Source organism: Anaeromassilibacillus sp. 1001302B_160321_C8, from assembly GCF_015554745.1.
GTDB lineage: Bacteria > Bacillota > Clostridia > Oscillospirales > Acutalibacteraceae > Anaeromassilibacillus > Anaeromassilibacillus stercoravium.
In genome coordinates, this window is sequence record NZ_JADNJD010000012.1 from 82,098 (window position 1) to 102,758 (window position 20,661).

At 53.1% G+C, this 20,661-nt stretch carries 18 protein-coding genes; 10 read left to right on the top strand and 8 right to left on the bottom strand.

Annotated features, from left to right (window positions below; translation table 11 throughout):
* Positions 1 to 178: 178 nt before the first annotated feature.
* Together I2E77_RS09510 and I2E77_RS09515 are read left to right on the top strand one after the other, a co-directional pair.
* The gene (locus I2E77_RS09510) at positions 179 to 1,441 is read left to right on the top strand and encodes an NAD(P)/FAD-dependent oxidoreductase (RefSeq protein ID WP_195451112.1); all 1,263 of its coding nucleotides are present in this window, start codon (positions 179 to 181) and stop codon (positions 1,439 to 1,441) included.
* 5 nt (positions 1,442 to 1,446) lie between these two features.
* On the top strand, positions 1,447 to 3,030 hold the full coding sequence (locus I2E77_RS09515; RefSeq protein ID WP_195451113.1) for an NAD(P)/FAD-dependent oxidoreductase: 1,584 nt from the start codon (positions 1,447 to 1,449) through the stop codon (positions 3,028 to 3,030).
* Positions 3,031 to 3,112: 82 nt separating this feature from the next.
* On the opposite strand, the gene I2E77_RS09520 is transcribed toward I2E77_RS09515, so the two are convergent.
* Positions 3,113 to 3,622: a nitroreductase family protein gene (locus tag I2E77_RS09520; protein WP_172749640.1), complete on the bottom strand. Its 510-nt coding sequence runs from the start codon at positions 3,620 to 3,622 to the stop codon at positions 3,113 to 3,115.
* 377 nt (positions 3,623 to 3,999) lie between these two features.
* Between I2E77_RS09520 and I2E77_RS09525 the strand changes: the two genes are divergently transcribed.
* Complete coding sequence (locus I2E77_RS09525) at positions 4,000 to 4,761, top strand: polysaccharide deacetylase family protein (protein WP_243252582.1); 762 nt, start codon at positions 4,000 to 4,002, stop codon at positions 4,759 to 4,761.
* A 130-nt stretch (positions 4,762 to 4,891) separates the two neighbouring features.
* Here I2E77_RS09525 and I2E77_RS09530 read toward each other — a convergent pair whose 3' ends face one another.
* Positions 4,892 to 6,019: a DUF3810 domain-containing protein gene (locus tag I2E77_RS09530; protein WP_195451114.1), complete on the bottom strand. Its 1,128-nt coding sequence runs from the start codon at positions 6,017 to 6,019 to the stop codon at positions 4,892 to 4,894.
* A gap of 316 nt (positions 6,020 to 6,335) precedes the next feature.
* Between I2E77_RS09530 and I2E77_RS09535 the strand changes: the two genes are divergently transcribed.
* The 7 genes from I2E77_RS09535 (at position 6,336) to I2E77_RS09565 (ending at position 14,509) form a co-directional block, all read left to right on the top strand.
* Positions 6,336 to 8,003 carry a Na/Pi cotransporter family protein gene (locus I2E77_RS09535; RefSeq protein WP_195451115.1) on the top strand — a complete coding sequence of 556 codons (1,668 nt, stop codon included), beginning with the start codon at positions 6,336 to 6,338 and terminating at the stop codon, positions 8,001 to 8,003.
* A gap of 148 nt (positions 8,004 to 8,151) precedes the next feature.
* Positions 8,152 to 8,643 (top strand): LURP-one-related/scramblase family protein, encoded by a 492-nt coding sequence (locus I2E77_RS09540; protein WP_191362189.1) that lies wholly within the window; start codon positions 8,152 to 8,154, stop codon positions 8,641 to 8,643.
* Between the two features lie 137 nt (positions 8,644 to 8,780).
* Positions 8,781 to 11,408, top strand: a complete 2,628-nt coding sequence (locus I2E77_RS09545; protein WP_195451116.1) for a valine--tRNA ligase — start codon at positions 8,781 to 8,783, stop codon at positions 11,406 to 11,408.
* A 207-nt stretch (positions 11,409 to 11,615) separates the two neighbouring features.
* Positions 11,616 to 12,929 (top strand): bifunctional folylpolyglutamate synthase/dihydrofolate synthase, encoded by a 1,314-nt coding sequence (locus tag I2E77_RS09550; RefSeq protein WP_195451117.1) that lies wholly within the window; start codon positions 11,616 to 11,618, stop codon positions 12,927 to 12,929.
* 174 nt (positions 12,930 to 13,103) lie between these two features.
* Complete coding sequence (locus I2E77_RS09555; protein ID WP_191395301.1) at positions 13,104 to 13,439, top strand: STAS domain-containing protein; 336 nt, start codon at positions 13,104 to 13,106, stop codon at positions 13,437 to 13,439.
* The gene (gene spoIIAB / locus I2E77_RS09560; RefSeq protein WP_087233035.1) at positions 13,423 to 13,866 is read left to right on the top strand and encodes an anti-sigma F factor; all 444 of its coding nucleotides are present in this window, start codon (positions 13,423 to 13,425) and stop codon (positions 13,864 to 13,866) included. The genes I2E77_RS09555 and spoIIAB overlap by 17 nt, the downstream gene beginning before the upstream one ends.
* On the top strand, positions 13,859 to 14,509 hold the full coding sequence (locus I2E77_RS09565; RefSeq protein WP_087233038.1) for a sigma-70 family RNA polymerase sigma factor: 651 nt from the start codon (positions 13,859 to 13,861) through the stop codon (positions 14,507 to 14,509). The genes spoIIAB and I2E77_RS09565 overlap by 8 nt, the downstream gene beginning before the upstream one ends.
* 112 nt (positions 14,510 to 14,621) lie before the next feature.
* Here I2E77_RS09565 and vanT read toward each other — a convergent pair whose 3' ends face one another.
* The 6 genes from vanT to metA form a co-directional block, all read right to left on the bottom strand.
* Positions 14,622 to 15,746 carry a serine racemase VanT catalytic subunit gene (gene vanT, locus I2E77_RS09570; protein WP_195451118.1) on the bottom strand — a complete coding sequence of 375 codons (1,125 nt, stop codon included), beginning with the start codon at positions 15,744 to 15,746 and terminating at the stop codon, positions 14,622 to 14,624.
* A complete protein-coding gene (locus tag I2E77_RS09575) occupies positions 15,713 to 16,747 on the bottom strand; it encodes an acyltransferase (RefSeq protein WP_191448256.1) in 1,035 nt (344 codons plus the stop codon). Before I2E77_RS09575 ends, vanT begins: the two co-directional genes overlap by 34 nt.
* Positions 16,737 to 17,507: a D-alanyl-D-alanine carboxypeptidase family protein gene (locus I2E77_RS09580; protein ID WP_195451119.1), complete on the bottom strand. Its 771-nt coding sequence runs from the start codon at positions 17,505 to 17,507 to the stop codon at positions 16,737 to 16,739. Before I2E77_RS09580 ends, I2E77_RS09575 begins: the two co-directional genes overlap by 11 nt.
* Positions 17,504 to 18,655 carry a D-alanine--D-serine ligase VanG gene (gene vanG, locus I2E77_RS09585; protein ID WP_191395304.1) on the bottom strand — a complete coding sequence of 384 codons (1,152 nt, stop codon included), beginning with the start codon at positions 18,653 to 18,655 and terminating at the stop codon, positions 17,504 to 17,506. Before vanG ends, I2E77_RS09580 begins: the two co-directional genes overlap by 4 nt.
* Positions 18,656 to 18,906: 251 nt before the next feature.
* The gene (locus I2E77_RS09590; RefSeq protein ID WP_195451120.1) at positions 18,907 to 19,389 is read right to left on the bottom strand and encodes a GNAT family N-acetyltransferase; all 483 of its coding nucleotides are present in this window, start codon (positions 19,387 to 19,389) and stop codon (positions 18,907 to 18,909) included.
* 3 nt (positions 19,390 to 19,392) lie between these two features.
* Complete coding sequence (metA, locus tag I2E77_RS09595) at positions 19,393 to 20,316, bottom strand: homoserine O-acetyltransferase MetA (RefSeq protein WP_087233055.1); 924 nt, start codon at positions 20,314 to 20,316, stop codon at positions 19,393 to 19,395.
* Between the last annotated feature and the right edge of the window lie 345 nt (positions 20,317 to 20,661).

A 20,661-nucleotide genomic window follows, 5' to 3' on the forward strand; every position in this document is an offset into this window, starting at 1 on the left:
TTCTTTGCCCCGGGGCTATGGGGGCTCTCTCAAAAACGGGAGAAAAGGGTTGCCAGAGTGATCAAAGGTGGTTTATACTAAGATAGATTTGCGCCGTTTAAAGCAAAGCGACGGCGATGATTCCCTGCGCCATGGGCGATGGAGCGCCATTCTTTCATAAAATAAGGGGGGACGCGATGTGGAAACGTATGATATAGCGGTACTCGGCGGTGGAGCCGCTGGGCTGATGGCCGCGGTTGCCAGTACAGAGGCAGGGCACAGCGGTTTGCGTGTCCTTGTATTGGAAGGGAATGCACGGGTCGGGAAGAAACTCTTGGCGACGGGCAATGGGCGTTGCAATTTGAGCAACCGCCATGTGGCCCCTGCGCATTACCACGGAGATACAGGACGCGCCGCTGCCCTGCTGAAGCGGTTTCCACCGGAAAAGGCGGTCGGGCAGTTTGCCTCCATGGGATTGCTCTGCCGGGAGTTGGAGGAAGGCCGTTTGTATCCCTATTCCCTCCAGGCGTCTTCTGTGTTGGAGATTTTGCGTCTCCATTTGGAGCGTCAAAGGGTGGAAGTCAAATGCGAACGTCTGGTTACGGGGATACACCGGGAGAAGGAAGGCTTCCTTCTTCAAACGGGAACAGGAGCTTATCGGGCCCGCAAGGTCATCTTTGCCACAGGTGGACTTGCCTATCCACAGCTTGGGGCGAATGCGAGCGGGTATCAGCTGTTGGAAAAGCTGGGGCACAGCATCGTCCCCCTGCGGCCAGCGTTGGTGCAGATCCGGACGGAACCGAAGCGCGCGAAGCCCTTAAAAGGGATGCGGAGCCATGCGGAGGCCACTTTGCTGGCCGATGGCACCCCCCTCCAAAAGACCAGCGGGGAAGTTCAGTTTACGGAACACGGCCTCTCCGGAATCTGCATTTTTGAGCTTTCCCGTTTGGCCGGGCAATGCTTGGAACAAAAGAATAAAAAAGTGGAGGTAGCTTTGGATCTGATGCCGGAGTATACGGAATCACAGATCGCTTCGCTGCTTTACCAGGCCGTCGAGCGCCTCCCCACGCTCCCTAGCGGTGACCTGTTGGGGGGAATGCTGAACCGGAACGTGGGGCGGGAGCTTTTGCGCGTTGCGCTCCCACAGCTCCCCAAAACAGCTGGACAGTTTTCCAAGGGACAGTTGGGGACTGTCAGCAGAACGGTGAAGAATTTCCGGTTCCCCGTGGTGGGGCTGCTGTCGTGGGACAGCGCACAGGTTACGGCCGGAGGGGTGCCGCTCGCAGAGGTCGATTGCCGGACGATGGAATCGCGAAAATGCAGGGGCGTTTACTTAACAGGGGAATTGCTGAATGTGGATGGAGATTGCGGCGGGTATAACCTCCACTGGGCGTGGAGCACGGGAATGGCCGCCGGGCGCGCTTGTGCGCGCTCTTTACTGAATGGAATGCCGGAGGAATAAAGACGATGGTCTATCGAATTGCAGATATTCATTTGCCGCTGGACGGGACGATGGAGGACCTGTCCAATCTCGCGGCGAAACGGCTGGGGGTGTCGCCGGGGGAAGTGCGGAATCTAAGGCTGTGCAGGAAGTCTGTGGATGCGCGCAAAAAGAGTGAGGTTCATTTTACGTGTACGGTGGAATGCGAGTGCAGCCGGGCGCGTATCCGGGGAGACCGCAAAATTACAGAAGCGGTTCCCTATCGCTATGAGCTGCCGGACAGCCGTCCGCTTCCCATGCGCCCCGTGGTGGTTGGATTTGGTCCGGCCGGTCTGTTTGCCGCGTTGATTTTGGCCCAGGCCGGGCAGCGCCCAATCGTGATCGAGCGCGGGGAGCCGGTGGAAAAACGGCAAAAAGCGGTGGAGCATTTTTGGAAGACGGGGGAGCTGCGGCCGCAGAGCAACGTGCAGTTTGGCGAAGGCGGCGCAGGGACTTTTTCCGACGGAAAGCTCAATACCGGGACAAAGGACCCGCGCGCCCGGAAGGTGCTGGAGGAATTGGCGCTGGCCGGGGCCCCGGAAGAGATCCTGTATATGGCGAAGCCGCATGTCGGGACGGACCGGCTGCCCCAGACGGTCAAAAATATCCGGGAAACCATCTGCAAGCTGGGCGGCGAAGTGCGGTTTGCGTCGCAAATGACCGGACTGCTCTGCAAAGAAAATCAAGTGACAGGGGTGCGCATCCAGCCGGCCGAAGGCAATCCGTATGTGTTGGAAACCCATCATGTGGTGCTGGCGGTGGGGCACAGCGCCCGCGATACCTTTTCGATGTTGGAAGAGATGGGCATCCCCATGCAGCCCAAGCCGTTTTCCGTTGGAGCGCGAATTGAACATCCGCAGGAGCTGATCAACCGGGCGCAATACGGCCGCTTTGCGCAGCATCCGGCTTTAGGAGCGGCCGATTACAAATTAGCGGTTCACCTTCCCAGCGGCCGGGGCGTGTATACGTTTTGCATGTGCCCAGGGGGCCAGGTGGTTGCGGCTGCCAGCGAAGAGGGCCGGTTGGTCACCAATGGAATGAGCAATTTTGCACGCGACGGTGAAAATGCCAATGCCGCGCTGCTCGTCGGGATCGGTCCAGAGGATTTCGGCTCGGATGGGCCGCTGGCAGGGGTAACCTTTCAGCGTAAATTGGAGGAGAAAGCATTCCGTTTAGGGGGTGGCGGGTATGCCGCGCCCGTACAGCGCGTGGAGGATTTTCTACAAAATAGGGCCTCCAAACGGCTGGGAGATGTCAAGCCCACGTACCGGCCAGGGGTGACGCCTTCTGCGCTGGACGGCTGCCTGCCGTCTGAGCTCACCGAGGCGATGAGGCAGGGAATTGTACAGATGGAGCGGTACTTGCATGGCTTTGCCTATCCGGATGCGCTCTTAACAGCAGTGGAGAGCCGCAGTTCCTCCCCGGTGCGCATTTTACGCGGGGAATCGCTGGAATCCCCCGTGGTGAAGGGGCTGTATCCATGCGGCGAGGGCGCCGGTTATGCGGGCGGCATTGTCTCCGCCGCGGTGGATGGAATCCGCTGTGCAGAAAAAATTTTAGAGCATTCCTAAAAGGTTTCTATAAAACAAAACGGCATTTGCTTTTGCGAATTCATACGCAGAAAAGCAAATGCCGTTTTCTTGTGTGGCGTTTCTAACGGACATAGGAGACGTCGTCTGTGCGGCGCGGCACGGGGGCGTCGGCGTGCTCCTTTGGATAACCGAGCGTGATACAGCTATAGGGGATGTATCCCTCGGGCAATTTTAAGCGGGACTGGATGGCAGGGGTGCGCAACACATCGCGCACGCAGCCGATGAAGCACGTCCCCAAGCCGTAAGAATGCGCGGCCAGCATCAAGTTCATGATGGCGCAGCTGGTGTCCTCCGGGGCAAAGCGGGCGTCTGCCGGAGCGGAGAGAACAATCACAGTCGGCGCTCCATAGAAGGGGTCGTCTGTGGCGTCCTGCATGGCGGCACGGATATCGGCAAGAAGCGCCTTGTTTTGAATCACAGTGAAGTGACGGGCCTGACGGCCCATAGCGGACGGCGCATATTTCCCCGTTTTCAAAATGTCGGTCAGTTCCTCTTCGCTGACCTGTTCACTGCGGTAGGAACGGATGGAACGGCGTTCCATCAACGCTTCCACCGTATGGTTCAAGATCATGGCAAAACCCTCCTTTTTGATATTGTAACCATTATATTCTACCAGTTTTTGTTTCGCAAGGGTTTCTTCGTTAAGAACGAAAGGCTTTCTTGAGTGATATTTGTAACCAATATGACAAACCTTTAACTGCCCTTTTGTGGCAGATCTTGTTATAATGGGGGAGCGGAGGGATGAAAAACAAAGACAAGGGAGGTATTTGAATGAAACGAGCGAAATATGTTCGCAGAGGAAACGGTGGGAAGGTAGTTTCAATTTTGACAATTTTACTGCTTTTTGCCCTGTTTTCAGCGACTTGCTTTCCACTTTCTCGTGCGCTTCAAAAGGTGGATTCCCCATCGCTTTCTACCTTAGCAGGCCAGGTAGCGATAGAAGGGGCATTGTCCGCTAAACCGGAAATCGTCGCAGAAAGCGCTCCAGCTGTAGAAATCGCTCCTGAAAAACAAGCCTTACCGAATGATCCGTATCCGCTGCTGTATACCGAAAAGATTTCCCCAAAAGAAGACGATTCAAAAGAAAAAATCGCCTATCTGACCTTTGACGATGGGCCTTCCGATTTGACCATCCCCCTGTTGGATGTGCTGGATCGCTATCAGGTCAAAGCGACGTTTTTCCTGGTTGGAAAAACAGGCGAAGAGGATCGTAAAGCTATGCGCGAAATTGTGAAGCGCGGCCACGCCATTGCCGTACATAGTTATTCGCATGACTATCGGGAAATCTATGCTTCGGTCGATGCGTATTTAGCGGATTTTGCCAAGATGCACGACCTGATTTTGAAAGAAACCGGGGTGGATACCCCCCTCTATCGATTTGCTGGGGGCAGTATCAATTCCTACAACCGCGATACAGCAAAGGCGATTATTGAGGAAATGAACCGCCGGGGATATACCTATTTTGACTGGAACGTTGATTCCGGGGATGCGACCAGGGGGACGACCGCCCAGCAGATCTATCAGCACGCGGTAAATGATAGCAAGCAATTCCGCCGTCCGGTCATCCTGTTCCATAATACGGGCACGAAAAAGATGACGTTGGAACAGATCCCAGCGATCATTGAGGCGCTTCAGAAGGAAGGGTACCGGTTTGATGTACTGAAAGCGGATACACCACCAGTGCGGTTCCGAATCCCAGAAACGGCCTGAATAGAAAAGGAAAGCAACCTTCGGGAAGCAGAATGGAGAAATGGATTTCAGAGTTTAGGCAATGAAACAAAAACAGGCGCCTTCAGCGGAAAGTCTACCGCTGAAGGTGCCTGTTTCTTTTTGGGGAAAATCAGGATGTTTGCAGGGAAGTTGCCTCCTGTTTTGCCCGATGCTCAGCGAGAAGGAGATCGACCACACGTCCATAGCTTCTGACGCCATCCTGCTGCCGGTTGGCTTTTAAATAAGCATTGTTGACCTGGTTGGCCACTTCTGCGACTGGGCTTTCAAATTGATCCCAATAGGCGTTATTGGCGTTGAGATCCATGCGGACCCCTTCCCCTAAGGAAGCGGAAATCTCCTGCGCCGCCTGCGGATCTTCTGCAAAAAGCGCATTGAATACATAGATATAGGCCAGCATTTTCCCGGAGTATTGGAACTCCGCGCTTTCGCTATGTATACAGGCCAGATAGGCGATAAAATTGGCTTCGTCTTCCCGCATGAAGCCGCTCAGATGGGCGAGCTCGTGGCACATCGTGGAGGGAATAGAGTAATCGGGAATGTCAATGTTGACATTGGCTTCAAAAGTAAAGGGAAAAAAGATGCCCGTAATCTGGCAAGCGGATAGGGCCCTGGAAAAAAAGACCGGTTTGGGGCCAAGGTAGGTGCCGTCGAGCAGGGGATAGTCGGCGGAAGCCGCCCGCATAGCGGAACGGGCTTGTTTCGCTGTGCCATTGACGGAAGCGTCAAGCGTTGTGATTCCATTTGCGTCGGTCTGCACCTGCTGGCGCAATGCAGTGACGTCGCCGGCCAACGACTGGCAGAGCTCCTGCAATTCCTCTTTCGAGGATGGTTGGATACGCAGGCCGGAGGTTTGCGCAAAGGTGTAGCGGCTGTAATTGATCCCACAACAGATGGTGAAAAGGAACGCCAGAAGGCTGATGGCGCAGAGCGCATTTCGAAAGAAGCGGCAGAGGGTTTCCCTGCGGCTTTCTCTATGTTTTCTCCATTGGATAAAGAAATAAATCAAATAGCCGAGGCAAACCGGAATGGCCGCAAGGACAAGCATCTCCCCAATGGAAGAATACGGAATGCAAAAGGAGAGAAGGTTTCCCCAGTGGGAGAGCCAGCGATAGGGACCGGTGGCATACCATTCTGCAAACGATGGAACGGCACGGGAAAACATAAGGAGCAGAAGGGAGAGAGGAAGAAACAATACAGGTATCCAAGGACGCAAGTTTGGCAGACGGAGCCGTTTCACGAAAAAAGCCTCCTATCCAAAAGGAATGTTTAGGACTGCATTCAAATGGTACCCTGGGGAAATATCACCAAGGGATTACCCTTCTATTTTAACATATTGTCGAAAAATGTACAAACTTTAAATATGCACATATTACTAAAATTTTATGAGTTACTTAGATGCAAGGAAATTTTTTCAAATTAGAGCCTATTTTTTCTAATTCGACATAAACACAGATGGATAATGTATTATCATTTTTAACATAAAGTTAACTTTGCTTTAACAAATAGCCAATAGAAATTAGTAACTAAATTTTAATGATTGGCAGGTTGCTGAAATGACAATTGAAAACTTCATGATGTTGCTTTGTGGACTGGGACTCTTTCTGTATGGCATGAAACTGATGGGCGATGGATTGGAATTGGCGGCCGGTTCCCGACTCAAGACGATGATCGAACGGCTGACAACCAATAAGTACATGGGGGCCCTGATCGGTTTTGCAGTAACCGCGGTGATCCAGAGCTCTTCCGCCACCACGGTCATGGTTGTGGGCTTCGTAAATGCCGGATTGATGACTTTGGCGCAGGCCGTCGGCGTGATCATGGGTGCCAACATTGGCACGACGGTGACCGGCTTTATGATTGCCATTAAGCTCAACAGCCTCGCACCAATTGCGATTTTCTTGGGCGTTGTCATGATCATGTTCTGTAAAAAGAACAACCATAAGCACATCGGACAGATCGTCTGCGGCTTTGGCATCCTGTTCTATGGGATGACCGTAATGAGTACGGCAATGGAACCGCTGAGCGAATCGGAGTTCTTCCGGAATCTGTTTGTGCAGATGCAGAACCCGCTTTTGGGCCTGCTGATCGGTTTGGTGTTCACTGCATTGATTCAAAGCTCCTCTGCGTCCGTGGGCGTTTTGCAGGCGTTGGCTGCATCGGGGGCGATTGGCCTGGATTCCGCCATCTATGTGATCTATGGCCAGAACATCGGGACCTGCGTGACCGCGATCATGGCCAGTGCAGGTACAACGAAGACGGCAAAGCGTACCGCAACGGTACATCTGTTGTTCAACGTCATTGGCGCAACCCTCTTTACCTTAATTACCCTGCTGACGCCGTTCACCAGCCTCATTAAGAGCCTTTCGCCGGACAACGTGATGATGCAGATCTCAATTGTGCACATTATCTTTAATATTGTGACGACTTCCATCCTGTTGCCATTGAGCAACTATTTGGTAAAGCTGGCCTGCAAAATTATCCCCGGAGAAGACCGGCAGAGGGAGAATCTTCGCCTCCAATATTTGGATCAGCGCATCCTTAACACGCCCCCCATTGCCGTAGCACAGGTACTTAAGGAAGTGGAACGCATGGGAAAATTGGCGCGAACCAACTTTTTAAACAGCATGGAAGCCCTCTTTTATAAGGACACGGAGAAGCTGGAAGAGGTCGGAGAGAATGAAAAGGTCTTAAACTTCCTCAACCAGAAGATTACGGAATATTTGGTCCAGATCAACGGATTGGAATTGCAAGACCCGGACCGGGAAGTGATCGGCGCCCTGTTCCATGTGGTGAGCGATTTTGAACGGATCGGGGATCACAGCACCAATATTGGCGAAATGGCACAGATCATCATCGACAATAAGGCGTCTTTGAGTGAAGCAGCGGCCAAGGAACTGAAACATATGCAGGATCTTGTGCTTACAGTTTTGGATGACTCCATACGCCTCTTTGAGGATGGAGGCCGAAACAAGGAGTTGGCGGACCAGGTCAACCGTATCGAACAGACCATCGACGACGAGACGGAGCGGCTCAAGGAAAACCACATCCAACGTCTCACCAATGGCACCTGTACGCCGCAGTCCGGCGCCATTTACAACGATATGCTGATGAATCTGGAACGCATTGCCGACCATTCGACCAATATCGCATTTTCCACAGAGCATATTGAGCATTTACCCGCAAAGGGGTTGTTGCCAACCCTTACCAATGTGACCGCATAAAAATTGCATAAAAGCCGGGGACAAGGGTTCCCGGCTTTTTCGTATTTTTCGGAGCGTGAATGGCATTTTCAGTTGCGATAAAAGCGTAAAAATGGTACAATACTATCCTAAGAAATCGGTAAAGTGAGACGCGAGAGGAGGCTGCGTTTTGAATTTGTATCTGAAACAGGATACGGAGGCAAATGCGGGCCTTTTTACGGTCTATGATACTTGCGGCCGAGTCTGCTATCGCCTTTCCGGGGATGCACAAACCCTTGGAGGAAAAATGTATCTGTACGACTCCAACGGTGTGGAGGCAGCGCGGGTCACCCATATGGGGCTGGCAGGCATTTCCCGCTATACCATCGTGGTGGCGGAGAAGGAACGCGCGCGGATCTTACAAAACCTGGCTTCTTTGAAGACGCCGTTCCGCATCCGCGGGATTTCTTGGAGGCTGCGCGGAGATATGGCCCTGCGCTCATTTGACGTGGTCGATGCGGAGGGCCGGGTGGTCATGTCGCACGGACGCTGTTGGGAGTCCAGCGGGGAATGTTTTGCACTGGAGATTGCGGAGGCGGAGAATGCCGTATTGTGCATCTGCATCGCCGCAGTGATCGACAGCAGTGCGCAGGCTGGCTCTGCTGTGGCCTTGCCGGTTTGAGATCTTTGCGCCCATTGACAAAATGGGGCGCAAATGGCATACTATAACATATATTTATTTGTAGCATCTTGTAAAAAACGCCGCCGCGCTCCTTGCTTCAGCGCCTGCGGCGATTGTGTTGATTAGGGGGAACATGCATGAGCAGGGAATTGGCAAAGACCTATGACCCGCAGGAAGTGGAGGATCGGATTTACGATTTCTGGCTGAACGGCGGTTATTTCCATGCAACGGTCGATCCGGAGAAAAAACCTTACACCATCGTCATCCCGCCGCCCAATATCACCGGCCAACTTCATATGGGACATGCGATGGATGAAACCCTTCAGGATATTCTGATTCGTTGGAGAAGAATGCAGGGGTATTCTGCGCTTTGGCTCCCCGGCACGGACCACGCCTCCATCGCGACAGAGGCCAAGATCGTGGAGGCGATGCGCCAGGAGGGACTCACCAAAGAGGACCTGGGGCGCGAGAAGTTCCTGGAACGCGCCTGGGCGTGGAAAGAGAAATACGGCGGCAGGATTGTAGAACAGCTCAAAAAGCTGGGCTCCTCCTGCGATTGGGAGCGCGAACGCTTCACCATGGACGAGGGCTGCAACAAGGCGGTTCGTGAGGTGTTTGTGCGGTTATATAATAAGGGCCTGATTTACCGTGGCGAGCGGATCATCAACTGGTGCCCGCATTGTAAGACCTCCATTTCCGACGCGGAGGTGGAATTCGCAGAGAAGGACGGCAATTTCTGGCACATCCGCTATCCGTTTAAGGACGGCAGTGGGTATTTGGAGCTGGCCACCACCCGACCGGAGACGATGCTGGGCGACACCGCCGTGGCGGTGCATCCGGACGACCCGCGCTATAAGGACATCGTTGGCAAGATGCTGATCCTCCCGTTGGTTGGCCGTGAGATCCCGGTGATTGCGGATACCTATGTCGAGCAGGACTTTGGGACCGGCGTGGTGAAGATCACCCCCGCACACGACCCGAACGACTTTGAAGTCGGCCTGCGCCACAATCTGGAAATCATCAATGTGATGAACGATGACGGCAGCATTAATGAAAACGGCGGGAAGTTTGCAGGAATGCCCGGCCTTGAGGCGCGCAAACAGATCGTCAAGGAGCTGGAAGAACAGGGCTTCCTGGTGCGTATCGAGCCGATCAAGCACAATGTCGGCAGTTGCTACCGCTGCCACACCGTGGTGGAGCCGCGCGTTTCGAAGCAGTGGTTTGTAAAGATGGAACCGCTGGCAAAGCCGGCGATCGAATGCGTCCGCGACGGACGTGTGCGCTTTATTCCGGAGCGCATGGAGAAGATCTATTTCAATTGGATGGAGAACATCAAGGATTGGTGTATTTCCCGCCAGCTCTGGTGGGGACACCGCATCCCGGCGTGGTACTGCGAGGATTGCGGCGAGACGATTGTCGCGATGGACGCGCCGCATACGTGCCCCAAGTGCGGCTCCGAAAAGCTGCACCAGGATGAGGACACCCTGGATACCTGGTTCTCTTCCGCGCTGTGGCCGTTCTCGACGCTGGGCTGGCCGGATCAGACAGAAGACCTCAAGTATTTCTATCCGACGGATACGCTCGTGACGGGCTATGACATCATCTTCTTCTGGGTTGCCCGCATGATCTTCTCCGGTATGGAGCATATGGGCGAGCCACCCTTTAAGACGGTCTTTATCCACGGCCTGATCCGTGATGCCCAGGGGCGCAAGATGAGCAAATCGCTCGGCAACGGCATTGACCCGCTGGAAGTGATCGCACAGTATGGTGCGGATGCGCTGCGCTTTACGTTGGTGACGGGAAACAGCCCCGGGAACGACCTGCGTTTCTCGCAGGAGAAGGTGGAAGCCAGCCGGAATTTTGCGAATAAGATCTGGAACGCATCGCGTTTCATTCTGATGAATATCGATGGCCACGATGTCCCCAACCAGCTGCCTGAAAAGCTGGCATTGGAAGACAAGTGGATTGTCAACCAGTTTAATCAGGTTGTCAAAGAAGTCACGGATAACCTTGAGCATTTTGAAATCGGCATTGCCGTACAGAAGCTGTACGATTTCCTCTGGGACGAGCTGTGCGACTGGTATATTGAGATTGCAAAGATCCGTTTGCAGTCCAGCGACGAGTCGGCCGCCCAAGCAGCGCGCCAGGTGCTGGTTTGGGTGATGACGGGAACGCTCCAGCTGTTGCATCCGTTTATGCCGTATATCACGGAGGAGATCTGGCAGTCGCTGCCGCATGAGGGCGAGTCCATTATGGTCTCCAAGTGGCCGGTCTATGAAGAAGCGCATTGCTTCCAGCAGGCCGCCTCCGATATGCAGGGCATTATGGATGTCATCCGCGCAGTGCGCAACCGCCGTTCGGAGATGAACGTGCCCCCGTCGAGAAAGACGCATCTGTACATTGCGACTGCGGCGGAAAAGGTGTTCCAGGAGGGCGCTCCGATCATCGAGCGTTTGGCCTTTGCCAACGGGGTAGAGATTGGACCCGCATTCGAGATCGAAGGCGCGGTGAACATTGTCACCAGCGGCGCGAAGGCATATATCCCGATGGACGAACTGGTGGATAAGAAAGCAGAGCTTGCCCGCTTGACGAAGGAATTGGAGTCGGCACAGAAGCAGTATGCGACGACACAGCAAAAGCTGAGCAACGAGAAATTCCTTTCGAAGGCCCCGGAGAACGTCGTGGAGGGCGTTCGCCAGAATGCAGCGAAATTGAAAGAGCACATCGCGTTGATTCAGTCCAGCATCGATGCGCTGTCGAAATAAGATTTTTGCAGGAAACGAGAGAGGCATGCTTTCCAAAGCGGAAGTATGCCTCTTTCTGCAATACTGCATGATAAGCAGGAAGGGAATGCCGCCGGAATCCGATGGCTTTCGACCGCGCTGGTTTGAGACCATTCGTTGTGGATGGAAAGGAATCGAAGGATATTTGGGCGTTTTCCTGAATTTTTTTGGAAGGAAAGTGGGGGTACAATGACCTATGAACAAACCTTGGAGAGGATTCACGCGTTTCCACGTTTTGGCGGTTCGCCCGGGGTGGAGCGCGTCCGGAAACTCTTGGCACAGCTGGGGAATCCCCAGGATCGTTTGAAATATATTCATGTGGCAGGTACAAACGGGAAGGGCTCCACCTGCGCGATGATTGCATCCGTATTGCAAAAAGCAGGATACCGGACGGGCCTTTTCACGTCCCCATTTCTCAGCGATTTTTGTGAGCGCATCCGAGTGGATGCTGAAAAAATCCCAAGGGAATCGCTTGTCGAGATTACAGAGGAGGCGCTTCCGGTTGCACAGGGCTTGATTGAAAACGGGGAAGCCCTCACGGAGTTTGACTTTACCACCGCGCTCGGCTTCCTGTGGTTTGCACGCCAGCAATGCGATTTTGTTGTTTTGGAAGTGGGGCTGGGGGGGCGAAATGATGCGACAAATGTGATCGGAACGCCGCTGGTGTCCGTTATCACGTCCATCTCCCTGGACCATACCAGCGTGCTGGGGGATACGGTGGAGCAGATCGCTGCGGAAAAAGCGGGGATTATCAAGCCGTATGGGGTGACGGTGGCTTATGGCGATCAATTGCCCGGCGCAATGGAGGTGATCCGGCGCGCAGCGATGAAGCAACATAACCGGCTTGTGGAGGCCGCGCCTTCCGTACTCTCGGTGGTTTCCAGCGGGCTGCATGGGACGGAACTGCGCTATGAGGGGCTCTCCTTGCACTTGCCCCTTTTGGGAGAATACCAGGTGAAAAATGCCGCCACCGCTTTGGCTGCCCTTTCGGTTGTACAGGAACACGGCTATTCGATCCCCGACCAAGCGCTCATGGAGGGTTTCGCTGCGGTCCGTTTCCCCGCCCGTATGGAACTGCTGAGCGAAAATCCTTTGGTTTTCCTGGACGGCGCCCACAACCCAGACGGAACGCATGCGCTTGCAGAGACACTTCGGAACCATTTGGCGGGGCGCCCCTTGGTGGGGCTGATCGGCATGCTGGCGGATAAGGATGTCCACACGGCGGCTGAAAATTTGGACGGGCTCTTCGAACAGGTGGTGACGGTCACACCCGACAATCCGCGCGCCATGCCCGCCGAAGAGCTGGCGGCCATCTGGCGTGTACGTGGGACGCCAGCATACCCTGTGGAGGGTGTATCCGCGGCTTTGGACAAGGCGCTTACCCTTTTAAAGGAAAACGGTGCGCTGGTGATTTGTGGTTCGCTGTTCCTCGCGGGAGAGATTCGCCCGATTGCCCGAAAGCGGTTGCGGGAAAAAGTCGGCTTGCCCGCAGATTTCGAGTAAAATTTTAGCAAAGACCCTTTATCTTTATAGATAAAGGGTCTTTTTGTATACCTACGAAGAAGAAGCATAGAACGCCTTTCTGAAAAAAGTTTTTCCTTCGTATAAAAAGGCAAAAAGTGGGAATCCTTTTTGAATGGTCCAAGATACAAGAATGGATACATAGGAGGCAATCGAATGGGTGTCAGGCTGATTTTAAAAGACGGCTGCCTTACGGCTTTGCTCAGCGGAGAGATCGACCACCATGTGGCAAGGGAATTGCGGGAGGAGATCGATGGAACAGCAATGCGGACAAGGCCAAGCGTGTTAAAACTGGATTTTTCCGGTGTGCAATTTATGGACAGCTCCGGGATCGGATTGATTATGGGACGGTATAAATTGATGCAGACGTGGGGTGGCAACGTGACCATTGCCAATCTCCCGCCCAAATTGGAGAAGATCGTATCCCTCTCCGGCCTGCGGGATCTCTGTAGCGTTGTAAAGGAGGTGAAGGAAGTTGAAGGCGAAGAATGAGATGCGCATTTCGTTTCCAAGCAATTCCAACAATGAAGCATTTGGAAGGGCGGTTGTCGCCGCATTTGCCGCGCAATTGGACCCCACGATCGACGAGTTGAGCGACATCAAAACCGCTGTTTCGGAAGCGGTCACAAATTGCATTGTACATGCCTACCGGGATACGATCGGGATGATCTACATAACGGCAAAATACGATGACCATGGAACCTTGCAGATCAAAATCCGCGACAAGGGGTGTGGCATTGCAGATGTGGAACAGGCTATGCAGCCGCTCTTTACTACGGCCGGGGAAGAACGCGCAGGTTTGGGCTTTGCTGTGATGGAGAGCTTTATGGACAAGCTTCGCGTCACTTCGAAACTGGGGTCTGGAACCACCGTCACCATGCAGAAGAACCTTGCGCGGCGTGTGATGAAGAATGGATAGGGATCAATCGATACAGGAAAACATTGGCTTAGTACATGCCTGCGCCAAACGGTTTAAGGGGCGCGGGATGGAGTATGACGACCTTTTCCAGGCGGGATGTTTAGGTCTGGTCAAAGCGGTGGACCATTTTGACGAGAGCCGCGGCCTCAAATTTTCCACGTATGCAGTGCCGGTTATCCTGGGCGAGATGCGCCGTCTTTTCCGGGACGGCGGCGCTGTAAAAGTGGGCCGCTCTCTGAAAGAGCTTTCCATTCGCGCCTCCCGAAAGGCGGCGGAATTTGCAGAAAAGGAGGGGCGTTCTCCGACCGTCGGAGAGCTTGCAGAGCTTTTAGGGGTGGAACCGGCGGAAGCGGCGCAAGCGCTCGGTGCAGCGCAGATGCCCCTCTCCTTGACCGCTTCCGAAGAGGATGGGGGCGGACAGATGGATATCAGCGTCGAGGGGGAGGATGAGAAGATCGCGGAGCTGCTCTCTTTGAAACAGGTGGTAAAGGAATTGCCTCCGCGCGACCAAAACATCATCTATTTCCGGTATTATAAGCATCGGACGCAGACCGAAACCGCGCAGGCGCTGGGAATGACGCAGGTCCAGGTCTCCCGGAGGGAAAAGGTGATTTTACAGGAGCTTCGAAGAAAATTGGTTTAGGGGACAGCATTTTCGTTTGAAACAGAAGCGGAGTGTATTAGGCTTCCAAAGAAAAAGCAGTGCCATGCCCAAGGAGAGGGCAACGCACTGCTTTTCCGTTTTGGGACGGAAGTCAATCACGGACCTCGATTCGCTCCAGCCGGCTTCCCAGCCGGCTGAGGATTTCATTGGAAATCGTGCCGGACTGTTCGGCCAAGTCGCTGGCGGAAATCTGTTGGATGCCGGAGCTTCCGATCAGGACGGCTTCATCCCCCGGCGCCACATTTGGAATGCCGGTGACGTCGATGAAAAGTTGATCCATACAGATGCGTCCAACGATGGGGACCTTTTGCCCATGGAGAAGCGCATATCTGGTCTGGGAGCCATTGCGTGGAATCCCATCCGCGTAACCGATGGAAACAACGGCGATGGTCCGCTCGGAAGCGGCCGTAAATGCCCGCCCGTATCCGGCGGCTTCACCGGGAGACAATGTTTTGACGCATTCTACCCTAGCTTTTAAGGAGAGAACCGGCCGCAGGTCGGCGGCTGCGCGCACATGGTCGTGCGGACGGCTTAGGACTCCATAGAGTGCAATGCCGGTCCGCGCATAATCGAAGGAAGGTTCATAATCGTTCAAAATTCCGTAGCTGCTCTGGATATGTGTTTTAAACCCGTATATGCCGCTTTTATGGAGCACATCCACCACGGACCGAAACCGCTTGATTTGCAGCTGGGTAAAGGCGCGCTCCTCCGCTGTTGTCCCGTCGGACACGCACAGATGGGAGTAGACGCCGGTGATTTTCAAATGGGGAAAGCTCCAAATGGCGCGGATTTTTTCGATTGCATCGCTGCGTTCCCCCAAACGCCGCATACCGGTGTCGATGCCCACATGTACCGGAAGTGCCTTTCCATAGTCGTTTAAAACCTGGGCATAGGGATAGTCGATGACCGTTTGGACGAGGTTGTAATGGGCCAGTTCATTGAATTGGGAGGGATGGGTATAGCCCAATACGAGGATCTGTCCCGTAATGCCGGCCAGCCGGAGTTCGATCCCTTCCTGCACGGTGGCAACACAAAAATCGGAGATCCCCATATCCTGTAACGCTTTGCCGACGAGGGCCGCGCCATGGCCATAGGCGTTCGCCTTGATCGCTGGCATCATGGCGGTATGCTTTGGAAGAATCCGCTGAAGTTCTCGGACATTATGGGCCAAGTTTTCCCGGCTCAGCTCGATCCAGGCCCTACCTTTTTGGCACATACCGCGTTCCTCCTTTCCTTCAAAAATAAGACGGCTGCCACCAGCCCAAGCGATACAACGCAGACAGCCGAATAGTGTATCATTGAGTTTTCAACAAACAGCTTAGTTGTGCCGGTGATTTTGGCAGCTCCGCGCACAAGAACGATCACAGCCGGATGGATCAGATAGAACAGGGTGCAACCGCCGTGCACCCAACGGGGCGCTTGTCCGGGTATCCGCAGCAACATTTGGAACAGAAAATACAGGACTGGCAACAGAAAAAGATACATGCTGTTGTGCCGTTGCAGGTGCAGAAGATCGGTCAAATACCCTTCGATCAGCAAGAAAACGACAGAGATCGGAAGCCCCCACCGGCAAGCGGTTTTGGAACAGCGGTTTCTGGGATTGGCAATGGCCATGCCGAGCAATAGATAGATGGGTGCGAAAAAAATACCGTTGCGCGTATAATTGCTGATGGAGAAGATGCCGTCATAACACGCTTTAAGTGCGGGAATCTGCTGGATTAGCCCATAATAGCTGTCACCGGCAAGGCCAATCAGATAAGCAATCCCTGCGTAGATCCACGCAGCCCGCATGGACCGCTTGGCGAGGATCGCCACAAGGAGGCACCCGAGGATTGCCGCCGGAAAGTACCACAGATGGTAAAACGTCCCATCAAATAGAAGGGCTTTAAAAAATTCCAGTACGTTTTTGGGTAGGTTTCCTGCATACCAATTGATCGGGAAATAGAAGAGGGTGGCAGCCAGATAGAGCAGCGTGTTTTGTCTTAAGAATCGGACGAGGCGGCGCTTGTCCCGAAATCCGCTCTTCGCATACGGCGCCAATACAAAGAAGCCGGTTGTCATCAGGAAAAAGGGAACCGCTATACGGCCGAGACAGTAGGTGAACAGGACGTCCCCCACGCGGTTCCAAGTCGAAAAGGGGGCGATGTGGATTGCCGCAACCATCAGGGCGGCGGGAATCCGGAACAGGTCCACACCTGCGTAATTTTTAGTCTTCATGGGGACTTCTCCAAAGGGTCAGAACGATGCCGCCCGCGTTGGTGCCGGAGAGGGAATAGGACATCGAATCCGGGATTTCCACCGTTGTTTCTATCGGCTTTTCCATGGGAACATAGAACAGTTCAAAATGAATCCCGTTAAAGCGATAGGAAAACGGATGACCGGGAGCGGTAGCGTTTTTCAAAAAGGAAAGATACTCTTCCAGAACCCAATGCTTCTGTGCGATCACGATTGAATGGGGAACACCGACGAAGCGGAAGTGCCATGGCTCCGCCGCGATGCCTGTCAAGGATTCCTTGCCGCTGAGATACCGTTCTATAAATCCAAACTGCGGAGCCAGTTGCCGGAACTTTTGGAAGATGCCTGTGTGCGGAAAGTCCGGACAGATAAAATCAATCCGGGCACTTTGTGCCGCCAGATCAATGGCGAGCCCGGTCTGATGTTCACTGTGTCCGGGGAGGGCGACATACTTCTGGGTGAATGCCAGCCCCTCCTTTGCCTGCGTATCCCGCCAGATTTCCTCCTGTTCTTCCTGGGTGCGGAAACCGCTGACAGCGGCCACCTGTTTCCAACCGTCGAGGGTGGCGATTAGACGTTGCAAAGACTGTGCGGCATGGGGCTGCAAAAGAATGTCCGGTTGATCGGGAAGCGCTGGGGCCATCTCCGGGAGCACTGAAAATGGGGGCATGGAGTATCCAGGAGCAACCAGAAGAAGGTCGCCGTGAGAAATATTCTCCTGCCTGAGAAGAACCGGTTTCATATGGATACCCCCGTTTCCAATAGACGTTGGATGACCTCTGTGAAGGAGAGGCCGATTTCTTTCAGCATATTGGGATAGCGGCTGTGGGAGGTAAATCCGGGAATGGTGTTGACCTCATTGAAGTAAATGCGGCCCTCCGGCGTCAAGAACAAGTCCACCCTGGCGAATCCATTGCACCCCAAAATGCGGAAAATCTTTTTAGCGACCGCCTGGATCTCTTCCGCCTTATGGTCGGATATGCGGGCGGGAACATGGATTTTTGCGTGTTTTAATGTATATTTTTCCGTATAGTTGAAGAAGCCGCCGGAAAGCTCAATTTCATCCACGGCGCCGACGGTTAGATGGTCCGTTCCCAGGATGGCGCATCCCACCTCAAAGCCAGGAATCGTTTCTTCCAAGAGGACTGCCGAATCGTGTAAAAATGCATGTTCGATGGCGGGAAACAGTTCCTCAACGGCGTGTACTTTGGTGATGCCAAAGGAGGAGCCCGATCGGACGGGTTTTACAAACAGGGGATAGCCCAGCGTTTCTGCGGCTTGTTGAAGCGATTCTCTGTTGAACGGGGGCCGGACCAAAAAGGACCGGGGAACGGCGATCCCTTCCGCCGCCACCAGGCGATGGGCCATTTCTTTGTTCATACATACAGCGGAACTCAAGAGATCGCATCCGACGACCGGGATACCGGCCAATTCCAAAAGCCCCTGTACGGTTCCGTCCTCTCCGTTTTTCCCGTGGAGGATGGGGAGCGCTGCGTCCAAAGAAACCGTCTGTAGAATGCCGTTGTCCATATAATGAAATCCGTGGATGGACTGATCTGTGGAGGGAAAGATCGGGATGCAGAAGTCCTCCGAAAACCAGCTATCGTTTAGAATGCGCTCTGGGTCCCCGCGGTACCAAAACCATTGGCCGGTATGCGGATGAAGGCCGATCCATATGCATGCATAAGCAGACGAATCTATATGGGTAATCACGGAATAGGCGGATTGTAGAGAAACACTATATTCTGTGGAACAGCCGCCAAACAAAATGGCCAGTTTCTTTCTGCGCTCCGAACACTCCAGAGGTGTTTGACTGGTGTGCAGGTGTTGAGACAAATTTGTGAGATCATCGGGGGATGGAGCGACCGTTGTCCGATGAAAGGTGTTCATTTGTAAAGCCTCCTTTGGGAAAGACAACAGAGAAGCGTGCCGTTCCCCTGTGTCCAATCGTACAGAAATACATATTTTAAACAGAAACGAAAAAGATCGCCCCTGTTCGGTCTTTATTCTACCGAACAGGGGCGATCTTTCCTTTAAGATTCACTTGTCGACTTCTTAAGAAACCAAGAAGGACTTATTAAGATTTTCTGAAGGTTATAAATAGAGGTTCATCCATTTTGCATCTACAAAACGGCCGTCCTCTAAATGGAAAAAGCGGGGATAACACCGACCTCTTGAAAGCCATAGCGCTGATACAAACGGATTGCACGCACATTTTCGGCATTGACCGTCAGGCCGATCACTTGAATTTGTTTGGAATTCCGGGCAAATTGCAAGAGCTGCTCCATCAATGCCTGGGCGATTCCCGTCCCCCAATAGGACTTCCTTGCCGAGATGGACAGTTCACTCGTATGGCAGAGGCGCGGCGCTTCCGCTGCGGTGAGATTCCCCATGGCGGCCAGCTGTCCATGCACATATACGACCAGCAAAATGCGGTTGGAGGATTGAAAACTTTTGATGTAGGCTTCCTCCTCGGCGACAGACATGGAAAATGCGTCTTTACCGAAGGTTAAAAAGTCGCTCTCTCCTCCGATACAACGGAGATAGTCGATCATATCTTCCGCATCGGAAGGAACCGCTTCCCGCAATTCGGCGGGTCTGCCATCCTTTAGAGAAAAGATCATCCTTTATACCTCTCGCAAATCCTTTAAGTCATAAGGGGTCTGCTGATAAACATAGTAGTTCAGCCAATTGGCAAAGAGCAGATGCGCATGGCTGCGCCAAGTAAAACGCGGCTGCAAGCTGGGATCGTCATTCGGAAAGTAGTTTTCCGGAATGTGTGGCTTTAATCCTTTGCGCACATCGCGGAAATATTCGTTGGCCAGGGTGTCGCGATCGTATTCGCCGTGCCCGGTGACAAAAAATTGGCGCCCGTCCTTTTTGGCCACCAGATGGACACCGGCCGCGCTGGAGGTGGACAGGATCATCAGTTCATCGTGCTGTTTGATGTCGTCCCGACGAATTTCCGTATTTCGGGAATGCGGGACATAAAAGCTGTCGTCGAACCCACGAACCAATGGATGGTGTGGGTCCAACACACGGTGCAGATAAACGCCGCTCAATTTTTGCGGCAATTGATATTTGGGGATTCCGTAGTGATAGTAAAGCCCGGCCTGCGCGCCCCAACAGATATGTAGGGTGGAGTAGACGTTCTTCCGGCTCCAATCCATAATCTCACAGAGCTCCGGCCAGTAGTCCACCTCTTCGAACGGCATGTTTTCAACGGGTGCTCCTGTGATAATCATGCCGTCGAATTTCTCGTTTTTCAAATCCTTAAAGGTTTTATAAAAGGTATTGAGATGGGAAGCAGAGGTGTTTTTCGAAACATGGGAGGCCATCTGCATCAATTCGACATCAACCTGTAACGGCGTGTTGCTCAAAACGCGCAGCAATTGCGTTTCGGTTACGGGTTTGATCGGCATCAAGTTGAGAATGACAATCTTGAGTGGACGGATATCCTGCATATTGGCGCGTTCATGCGTCATGACAAAGATGTTTTCTCCCTCTAATACTTTAATAGCGGGCAATTCCGCTTGTATTTTAATAGGCATATTATTTCGCTCGATTCTTTTTAGATTTTGGGGTATAATCGAAAGGTAAATAGGACATATTACTTTTAAGTATACCAAATTGACAGGAAAACCGCAATATAATTGGTAGAAAGGGACAGACATAAAATAAATGCAAAAAAAGCGTTGACATTGGGGAACGAGTGTGATATTATAGTGAAGCCGTCGAGAGAGACAGAAAAAATGCTTGACACCATAAAGCGAATGTGATATGATGTTAAACATCACCTCTGAACTTGATCGAAGAGGCGAAGGACCTTGAAAATTAAACAACGTTACGAAATGAAGGACCCGTAATGACTTTGAGAGAGACGGGAACATCCGAAA

Coding starts and splice junctions, on each gene's coding strand:
- metA (WP_087233055.1), bottom strand. CDS start 20,316: ATGCCTATTAAAATACAAGCGGAATTGCCCGCTATTAAAGTATTAGAG.
- I2E77_RS09535 (WP_195451115.1), top strand. CDS start 6,336: ATGACAATTGAAAACTTCATGATGTTGCTTTGTGGACTGGGACTCTTT.
- I2E77_RS09555 (WP_191395301.1), top strand. CDS start 13,104: ATGGGTGTCAGGCTGATTTTAAAAGACGGCTGCCTTACGGCTTTGCTC.
- I2E77_RS09545 (WP_195451116.1), top strand. CDS start 8,781: ATGAGCAGGGAATTGGCAAAGACCTATGACCCGCAGGAAGTGGAGGAT.
- I2E77_RS09565 (WP_087233038.1), top strand. CDS start 13,859: ATGGATAGGGATCAATCGATACAGGAAAACATTGGCTTAGTACATGCC.
- vanG (WP_191395304.1), bottom strand. CDS start 18,655: ATGAACACCTTTCATCGGACAACGGTCGCTCCATCCCCCGATGATCTC.
- I2E77_RS09515 (WP_195451113.1), top strand. CDS start 1,447: ATGGTCTATCGAATTGCAGATATTCATTTGCCGCTGGACGGGACGATG.
- I2E77_RS09520 (WP_172749640.1), bottom strand. CDS start 3,622: ATGATCTTGAACCATACGGTGGAAGCGTTGATGGAACGCCGTTCCATC.
- I2E77_RS09580 (WP_195451119.1), bottom strand. CDS start 17,507: ATGAAACCGGTTCTTCTCAGGCAGGAGAATATTTCTCACGGCGACCTT.
- I2E77_RS09590 (WP_195451120.1), bottom strand. CDS start 19,389: ATGATCTTTTCTCTAAAGGATGGCAGACCCGCCGAATTGCGGGAAGCG.
- I2E77_RS09575 (WP_191448256.1), bottom strand. CDS start 16,747: ATGAAGACTAAAAATTACGCAGGTGTGGACCTGTTCCGGATTCCCGCC.
- vanT (WP_195451118.1), bottom strand. CDS start 15,746: ATGTGCCAAAAAGGTAGGGCCTGGATCGAGCTGAGCCGGGAAAACTTG.
- I2E77_RS09550 (WP_195451117.1), top strand. CDS start 11,616: ATGACCTATGAACAAACCTTGGAGAGGATTCACGCGTTTCCACGTTTT.